Source organism: Streptomyces sp. NPDC006739 (assembly GCF_042869815.1).
Classification (GTDB): domain Bacteria; phylum Actinomycetota; class Actinomycetes; order Streptomycetales; family Streptomycetaceae; genus Streptomyces.
Genome location: NZ_JBIAGM010000069.1, coordinates 1 through 7,393, shown reverse-complemented (window position 1 = coordinate 7,393; position 7,393 = coordinate 1). Strand labels below are relative to the sequence as shown.

Here is a 7,393-nt window from a genome sequence, read left to right as displayed (position 1 = left end):
GCCGGTGGCCGTTCATCTATGCGGGCACCATCCCGATGCCGGAGCAAACCCCCGGATCAGGTCGAACCCGTACACCACTTCCCTGGACGCAACCCAAGAATGGTGCACTTTCATCCGTACGAGGTGGTGCACGTTCGCTTGTACGCCGACACAGCCTCCCAGTGGGTCGACCGTCTGGCCGCCGCCCACGCCACCGCAAGCTCCAGGACGAACTCCTCCGGCTGGCGCGCGTCCCCGTTCTAGTGATCGATGAGGTCGGCTACATCCCGTTCGAACCGGAGGCAGCGAACCTGTTCTTCCAGCTGATCTCGGGCCGCTACGAACGCGCCTCCGTGATCGTGACCAGCAACAAGCCGTTCGGACGCTGGGGAGAGGTCTTCGGTGACGACACCGTCGCCGCCGCCATGATCGACCGTCTCGTCCATCACGCCGATGTGCTCTCCTTGAAGGGAGACTCCTATCGGCTCAAAGACCGCGACATCGGCCGCACACCGAGCGCGGCAACCGGGTGAACAACTACACACGGGGTCAAAACTCACCGACCCCAAAGGGGTCCAGGTTCAGAGACCGCCGACAACAGCTTGCCCAGGCGCTGTGTGAAGAGGCTGCGTGCTGGCAGGAGGCTGCTGCCCTCAGTGCGTACTGCAATGCATTGGAACGTCGCATCGGCGGGTTGATCGGTGTTGCGGACGAGTCGGCTCTGGACTCAGCTCGACTGTGGCTGGAGTGGGCAAGGGAGTACGTAAGGTCAATCGACCCAGAACACCCGACCCACTCCACGCCACGATGTGCACACACCCCGCAAACAGCGGCGGCGAAACAGCGAACGAAGAAGTCGACCATCCCACGACCACGCCGCACAGGTTAAAGATCAAGCTCGGTACCTGTTCCTGAAGGGGGTATGGCGACCACTTGGGTGCCACTCGTTGAATTATGGTCGTACGATAAGGTTAGGTATGGACGATGGCCGTCCGCGCGGGTGAAGGAGGACCAGTGGCGCGCTACGGGAAAGAGCACAAGCAGGCCACCCGGCAGCGCATCATCGAGGCGGCCGGGCGCCGGTTCAAGCGCGACGGCATCGACGGCTCTGGGGTCGCCGTCCTCATGTCGGATGCCGGGTTGACCAACGGCGCCTTCTACGCCCATTTCGCATCCAAGGACGACCTGGTCGTCAACGCCGTCGCACAACAACTTCGCGACCTGGCCGAGAGCCTGGACGCGATGGCGGGTGACGGCGGCGTCGAACAGCTCGTGCGCGCATACCTCTCCATCGAGCATCGCGACCATCCCGCGGAAGGCTGCCCGTCCGCCGCCCTGCTCGACGAGATCGGCCGGTGCGGGCAGGCGACCAAACAGGCCTACACCGACGGAGTGGTCGGCATCGTCGACGACATCGCCGCGCGCCTGGCGCCGCACGATCCGGCGTCGCTGCGCCTTGCGGTGCTCACCGCCTACGCGGGGATGGTCGGCACGCTGCAACTGGCCCGTGCTCTGGCGGATGAACAGTTGTCGCAGGCGGTTCTCGAACAGGGCATCAGCAACGCCCTCGCCCTCCTGAGCGTGCCGCAGTCGAGCTGAGGCACTGCAGCGCCGGGGCTGCGGCACGGAGGCAAGCCGCCGCGCCCGTCACCCGCGCACAGCGACGGCCGCGTGTACTGACATCAGTGCCGCTCGATGCAAATCGACCGGTCGTACGCGCGCCGGATCACCCGCCCCCGACGAGCGCCGCCCGGCCCGCCTGCCCGCACCCTGTTCCACTCCGGACGTCGCCCTCAGGCGCCGCCCGACCGGCCCGCTTGCCAGGCGGCCCCATCCGGCCGTATGGTATTACGAACGTAATTCAATCAGCCTTGATCCACCGATGAAGGAGACTGCGGTGACGACGAACAGGCCGGTGGCGCTGGTGACAGGGGCGTCCTCAGGAATCGGGAAGGCGGCCGCCGCCGCTCTCGCCGAGGCGGGTTTCGAGGTGGTCGGGACGAGCCGCAACACCTCCGGGCTCGCCCCCACCCCGGGCGTGACGATGCTCGATCTGGACGTGACCGGCGCCGATTCGGCCACCACCGTGGTCAAGCAGGTGATCGAGCGGTTCGGAGGGATCGACGTGCTCGTCAACAACGCCGGCATCGGCGCGGCGGGCGCCGCCGAGGAAAGCTCGCTCGCGCAGGATCAGCGCATCATCGACGTCAACGTCTTCGGCGCCATACGCATGATGAAGGCCGTCCTGCCGCACATGCGCGCCCAGGGATCCGGGCGCGTCATCAACCTCTCGTCCGTCGTCGGGCTCGTCCCGCAGCCCTACATGGCCATCTACGCCGCCTCCAAACACGCGATCGAGGGCTACTCCGAGTCCGTGGACCACGAGGTCCGCGAGCACGGGGTGCGGGTACTGCTGGTCGAACCCGCCCTGACCAACACCTCGTTCGACGCGAACGCCGTGCGCTCCGACCTGCCGCTGCCCGTCTACGCGAAACAGCGCGGCGTGTTCGACCAGCTCGTTGCGGAACTGATCAAGAAGGGCGACGATCCGTCCGTCGTCGCCAAGGTGATCGTGACCGCGGCCACCGCACCGAAGCCGAAGCTGCGCTACGCCGCCGGCCCGACAGCCTCACGTGTCAGCGTGCTGCGCCGCATCGTGCCCGCGCGGGCATTCGACCGGCAAGTGCGCAAGCTCAACCAGTTGCCCGGCTGACCCCTCCCACGCGGAGCGCACCAAAAGGCGAACCGCACGGCCTCGGTCCGCAGCCACACGGTCATCGACGCTTCGGCAACGAGAAGACCGATACACGCAAGGTGTCTTGCCGGCGGACAGTCCCGCAGAAACGCCACCGGGCACCAGTCGCGCTCGTCGAGGCCCACGGGACCAGCACTCCCGTCGTTGCTCAACCCCATGGCCGTGCCCAACCCCCAACACCTGATCAGAAGAGGCAGACATGAAGATCAAAGGTTCGGTCGCTCTGGTGACCGGCGCCAACCGTGGCATCGGCAAGGCATTCGCAGAGGAACTCCTTGAGCGCGGTGCGACCAAGGTGTACGCGGCTGTACGCGATGTCGCCACGATCACCGATCCGCGGCTCACGCCCGTCGCGCTGGACGTGACGGACCCGGCGGCTGTCGCCGCGGCCGCGGCCGAGCTCGCCGATGTCGAGATCGTCGTGAACAACGCCGGGATCGCCAGCGGAAACCTCGCCCTCTCCGCACCGCTCGACGTCGCGCGCAACGAGCTCGAGGTGAACTACTTCGGGCTCATCGCCATGACGCAAGCCTTCGCCCCGGTCGTGGCAGCCAACGGTGGCGGTGCCTTCGTCAACATGCTCTCGGTCGTCTCCTGGGCGGCGTACCCCGTGGCCGCAACGTACAGCGCGTCGAAGGCGGCCGCATGGAGCTACACCAACGCCGCCAGGCAGCAGCTCAAGACGCAGGGGACCGAAGTCGTCGCCGTCCACGTCGGGCCGGTCGACACGGACATGCAAGCCGGCATCGACATCGCCAAGACCCCGCCCGCCGACGTGGCGCGCAGCGCCCTGGACGCGCTGGAGACAGGTCGGCCCGAGGCCATCGTCGATGAGCTCAGTCGCAACGTGAAGTCCACGCTGCACGACGACCTGACCCTGCTGTACCCGGGCCTCGAGACGCAGTTCGCCGCGTACCTGGCGAACTGACCCACGGGATGTGCCAAGGCCGACACAGGAGTCCTGGCAGGCGAAGGCGGAGCGGATCGCTCGGACCTTGACCGAGGCATTCGCAGTTCAATACCCGACTCCACCATTCGGCCGGTCCAGTACTGACATGCTCGGCGCCCCGGCCTGGAGAAAGGACTGGTCCCGGGCCGCCGATCGCTGGAAGCTGTGGCCGGGGCACGAAGCGCTCCGGCGTGGTTCGGCGCCGGGGTCCGGAGATGCGCCCCTCGGGACGTCGGCGCCGGGTGCATCACAGCCGCCGCGGCGTCGGCGCCGCCTTCGCCGTCGCGGTCCTGGCGGAGTGCCGTGCGCGCTGTGAAGACGTTCGATCCGGCTGGGTCAGCGGGCGGCGTGAGTCACCAACGCGTGTTCTACGTAGAACAGTTCCATTGTGTGCTCGGCCGTCTTCCAGCCGAGGTCGAGGATTCCGGGCTGTGCTGTCACGAACGAGGACGGCGCCCATGCCTGTCGGGACGCTGCCGTCGTACGAACCACTCGCCCATCCTCGTCACCCATGGGAGAGACGTCCACCGTTCGGGTCGGCGGAGAACATGGCTGCAGCGCCCCAGCCGAACTTTTAGATCTGCACCGACGTCGGGTCGTCGTACTGCTCTTCGGTGCCGCCAGCCGTAAGAGCGATGTACTCACGGCCGAGTTGGGGCGCGGACGGGTCGCTGTCCTGCTGTGCGTATCCGGCGAAGAATGCGGCGGCGATGCCGGGGTGGAAGTACGCCTGCCGGGGGGCTGGAAGTCGGCCACTCGTTGGAAGGCCGTCTCCGGCGGGAAGTCGGTGACTGGGGTGTCGCTGCGACGGCCGGTGAACCGGCTCTTGGGCAGTTCGGGTTGCTCGGCGAGGTTGCGCTTGAGCCAACAGTGGACGCCGTCGGCCGTGTGACGGTCGCCGGTGACCAGCGCAGAGAAACCCAGCACGGCCGCCGGTGCCGTGATCTCGAAGGTACGAGGCGTCCGATGGACGGGCCGGGATCGACCACGCCAGCGAGCGGGACCTCCGCAGGCGGCTCGGGTCGAACCGGTCACCGACCCCAGCGCATCGGCCCGCCCCGCCACCGGTAGTCGCGGCGCGTGTGTCCTTTGCGGTCACGGCGTTGCGGCTGCTTCGTTGATGTCGGCCGTGGCCAGGATGCGGCGCCTCCCACCGCAACGGGCTATGTGGATCATGGCCTGGCCCAGGTGCACACTGGTGGTGACGTAGCGCGGCGCGATGCGCCGCAGCACCGGGTACAGCGGACTGAGTGCCCGGTACAGCAGGACATGGACCCTGGCCTTCGCCTTGGTGCCCGGCAGGGGCAGGATGAACGCAGGGCGGAACGTGTGGGCCCGCGGTGAAAGCTCCAGCAGGGCGTTCTCCGTCTCGCCCTTCACACGCGCCCACATCATGCGGGACTTGCCCGTGCCGTCGGTACCGATGCCGGAGACGTAAGCGAAGGCGAGGCCGGGGCTGACGGCCAGCAGAGCGCGGGCGGCTGCGAGCGGGAAATCGTAGGAGACGACCCGGTAGTCGGCCTCGCTCATGCCGATGGCCGAGGTGCCCAGGCAGTAGAAGCAGGCGTCGTAGCCGGTCAGCCGGTCTTGCGACCGTGCGGAGGTCGCAAGTCGGGCGCGGCTCCTCTCGACAGGACGGACCTCGGTTCGGTCGAAACGAGGTTGGGTCACCACGAATAGGGGATGGTACATCGGACCGGAGACCGGCGCTTGTACTCTCTGGGCGCCCATTCGGGTGATATCATCGGCGGCGCCGCACGGCGACAGAAGCTAGCGGCTGCTCCTGTTTACGGTGTCGGGCATGCAGAAGTTGCCCAGCACGGTGCAGCTCTCGCTCGGCTGTACAGGCCACGTCTGGCTTCTTGCTCTTGGCCTGGTGCTCGCAATCATAGGTCTGAGCGTTCTCTTCCGCCCCTCCCACTGGGATTTGGACGGTGAAATGCACCCGTGCGTGACTGTGGTTGTGGTTTTGGCGATGGCAATCGCGGGAGTGTGGCTGGTCGTCGCACAGGTGGAAAGCGGCATGTGCTGAACGCAGGTTGAGGAGCAGCGGAACGAAGACCGGCGCCAGCGGGCTTACCCCAGATAATGGCGTTTCGACCGAAACGCCATCCTCGGACATGGCAACTCGAACTTGCCTGACTTGCCCTGCACCCGCGATCAGCGGCCTGAGCTGCACAAAGGGTTCTGCCCCCTAGATAAGAGCGGCCCCCAACCGGCGGACATGGCCTCGGGGTGTACCGCACCGGACTGGCTCTGAAGGCGCCGACGGCGAGGCGCTGCCCTGAGCCGACGCCTGCCGGGCCGTGTCGTCGACGGCGACACCCTCACGGTCCACCTGGCCACCGGCCGCCGCTACAGCCTGACCCTCAGCCCCGCCGCCTGACCTTGGTCGGCACAACACAGGCCGGGCCCCGCCATCGCAACAGCCGGTGCCCGGCCCTCGTGCCGCCGCTCACCCCGTAGGAGGGATCTGCCCACGACCGCATCCACGGCGATCCGACGCGCGTACCGTGAGGTGACGACCCGCCGGGAGGACCAGATGAGCGCGCAGCCCGACCACGCACCCTTCACGCCGTACGCCCCCGCGCCCGGGGCGCCGGCCGAACTCCTCGCCCAGCTGCGCGCCGACCCGCGTGCCGACACCTGGGTGCCGGCCTTCGAGCGGGAGTGGGCGGCCGCGCTCGAGGAATCGCGGCGCACGTTCTCCCTCAGCGCCCTGTACACGGTCGTCCGGGACTGGCAGGGCCGTCTCGCCTCCGCACCGGCCGTCGACGCGTTCGTCGCCTCCGGCTACGACGACAGCGACTTCATCGACATGGCGGAGCTCCGCGGGCGGCGCCGGTGACCGAACAGCAGCCGTATGCGGTCCGTTTCTCCGCCCCGGCCGCGAAGGTCCTCGCCACCCTGCCCGAGAACGTCGAAGACATGGTGTGGGACGTCCTGGACGCCGCCGCCGGCGCCCCGTGGGGCTTTGGGCAGTGGAACGCCGACGACCCCGAGGGCGAGGACGTCCGCCACGCCTCCGTCGGCCAGCTCTCCCTCACCTACTGGGTGAACAGACCCCTGCGCCGCCTGTCCGTCCTCACCATCACTTGGCTCGGATAGCCACGTCTCGCATCGCAGCCGGGGCCCACCACTCAGGCGTTGCCCCAAGCCTCGAGGAATCGCTTGCGGTCGTCCTCTGTCTGGTGCAGCCGGCGCCCGGCGAGCAGCACATGCCAGGCAGTGGTCTCGGCGTCACGCAGCCACAGCCGTCCGAGGTAACGGCCACCTGCTACGAGCGTGTCCTGGGCCAGCGCGTCGCCGATCACCCTGGTCACGGCGTCGCGCTGCTGGTCGTCGAGCTCCGCCAGAAAGCTGAGCACCCGGTCGGCGATGCCCGCTCCGTTCCCCCCGACCAGGCGATCGAAGGACGGACCGCCCATGTTGCCGGGGTCGATGTACAGAGCGGCATCGCCTCCGGCATCTCCCAGCGCGCCCCAAAAATCATCGCCTTCGGCAGTGCCCGGTAGGGGAAGGGCGGCGAAGAGGTCGGCCAGATGACCGTTGGCTGCCTGGTTGTACGAGACGTCGCAGGCTGCCGCAGAAGCAATCTTCGCGACGTGCCCAGTGTTCAGGCGTCGTTGTCTTTCCGAACCTGAAAGCGGCGTTTTAGCTGGTCAGGCATAGGGCCGGTGATTCCGTGGGAGTGGTGGCGTGTCGTGTCG

Annotated in this window: 9 protein-coding genes; 7 read left to right on the top strand and 2 right to left on the bottom strand. The window is 67.7% G+C overall.

Features of this window, described 5'->3' with window-relative positions; translation table 11 throughout:
- From ACFYMM_RS44040 to ACFYMM_RS44025, 4 genes are all read left to right on the top strand, one after another.
- The coding region (locus ACFYMM_RS44040) for an ATP-binding protein (RefSeq protein ID WP_388398414.1) at positions 1-512 on the top strand (512 nt) is incomplete at its 5' end.
- 481 nt (positions 513-993) lie between these two features.
- The gene (locus ACFYMM_RS44035) at positions 994-1,578 is read left to right on the top strand and encodes a TetR/AcrR family transcriptional regulator (RefSeq protein ID WP_388398412.1); all 585 of its coding nucleotides are present in this window, start codon (positions 994-996) and stop codon (positions 1,576-1,578) included.
- 298 nt (positions 1,579-1,876) lie between these two features.
- Positions 1,877-2,692: an oxidoreductase gene (locus ACFYMM_RS44030; RefSeq protein WP_388398409.1), complete on the top strand. Its 816-nt coding sequence runs from the start codon at positions 1,877-1,879 to the stop codon at positions 2,690-2,692.
- A gap of 241 nt (positions 2,693-2,933) precedes the next feature.
- Entirely contained in the window at positions 2,934-3,662 is a 729-nt protein-coding gene (locus tag ACFYMM_RS44025; protein ID WP_388398406.1) for an SDR family oxidoreductase, read from the top strand.
- A gap of 1,116 nt (positions 3,663-4,778) precedes the next feature.
- Here ACFYMM_RS44025 and ACFYMM_RS44020 read toward each other — a convergent pair.
- Positions 4,779-5,354, bottom strand: coding sequence for an epimerase (locus tag ACFYMM_RS44020; RefSeq protein ID WP_388398404.1), 576 nt, complete (start codon positions 5,352-5,354; stop codon positions 4,779-4,781).
- A 130-nt stretch (positions 5,355-5,484) separates the two neighbouring features.
- Here ACFYMM_RS44020 and ACFYMM_RS44015 point away from each other — a divergent pair, with 130 nt between their 5' ends.
- From ACFYMM_RS44015 to ACFYMM_RS44005, 3 genes are all read left to right on the top strand, one after another.
- Positions 5,485-5,715 carry a hypothetical protein gene (locus tag ACFYMM_RS44015; protein ID WP_388398401.1) on the top strand — a complete coding sequence of 77 codons (231 nt, stop codon included), beginning with the start codon at positions 5,485-5,487 and terminating at the stop codon, positions 5,713-5,715.
- Between the two features lie 510 nt (positions 5,716-6,225).
- Positions 6,226-6,531 carry a DUF6247 family protein gene (locus ACFYMM_RS44010; protein WP_388398400.1) on the top strand — a complete coding sequence of 102 codons (306 nt, stop codon included), beginning with the start codon at positions 6,226-6,228 and terminating at the stop codon, positions 6,529-6,531.
- A complete protein-coding gene (locus ACFYMM_RS44005) occupies positions 6,528-6,791 on the top strand; it encodes a hypothetical protein (protein WP_388398398.1) in 264 nt (87 codons plus the stop codon). The genes ACFYMM_RS44010 and ACFYMM_RS44005 overlap by 4 nt, the downstream gene beginning before the upstream one ends.
- Before the next feature lie 32 nt (positions 6,792-6,823).
- On the opposite strand, the gene ACFYMM_RS44000 is transcribed toward ACFYMM_RS44005, so the two are convergent.
- Complete coding sequence (locus tag ACFYMM_RS44000; protein ID WP_388398395.1) at positions 6,824-7,111, bottom strand: hypothetical protein; 288 nt, start codon at positions 7,109-7,111, stop codon at positions 6,824-6,826.
- Between the last annotated feature and the right edge of the window lie 282 nt (positions 7,112-7,393).

Bases quoted from the DNA above. Each gene is read 5' to 3' on its own strand.
- ACFYMM_RS44025 (WP_388398406.1), top strand. From the start codon at position 2,934: ATGAAGATCAAAGGTTCGGTCGCTCTGGTGACCGGCGCCAACCGTGGC.
- ACFYMM_RS44015 (WP_388398401.1), top strand. From the start codon at position 5,485: ATGCAGAAGTTGCCCAGCACGGTGCAGCTCTCGCTCGGCTGTACAGGC.
- ACFYMM_RS44010 (WP_388398400.1), top strand. From the start codon at position 6,226: ATGAGCGCGCAGCCCGACCACGCACCCTTCACGCCGTACGCCCCCGCG.
- ACFYMM_RS44000 (WP_388398395.1), bottom strand. From the start codon at position 7,111: ATGGGCGGTCCGTCCTTCGATCGCCTGGTCGGGGGGAACGGAGCGGGC.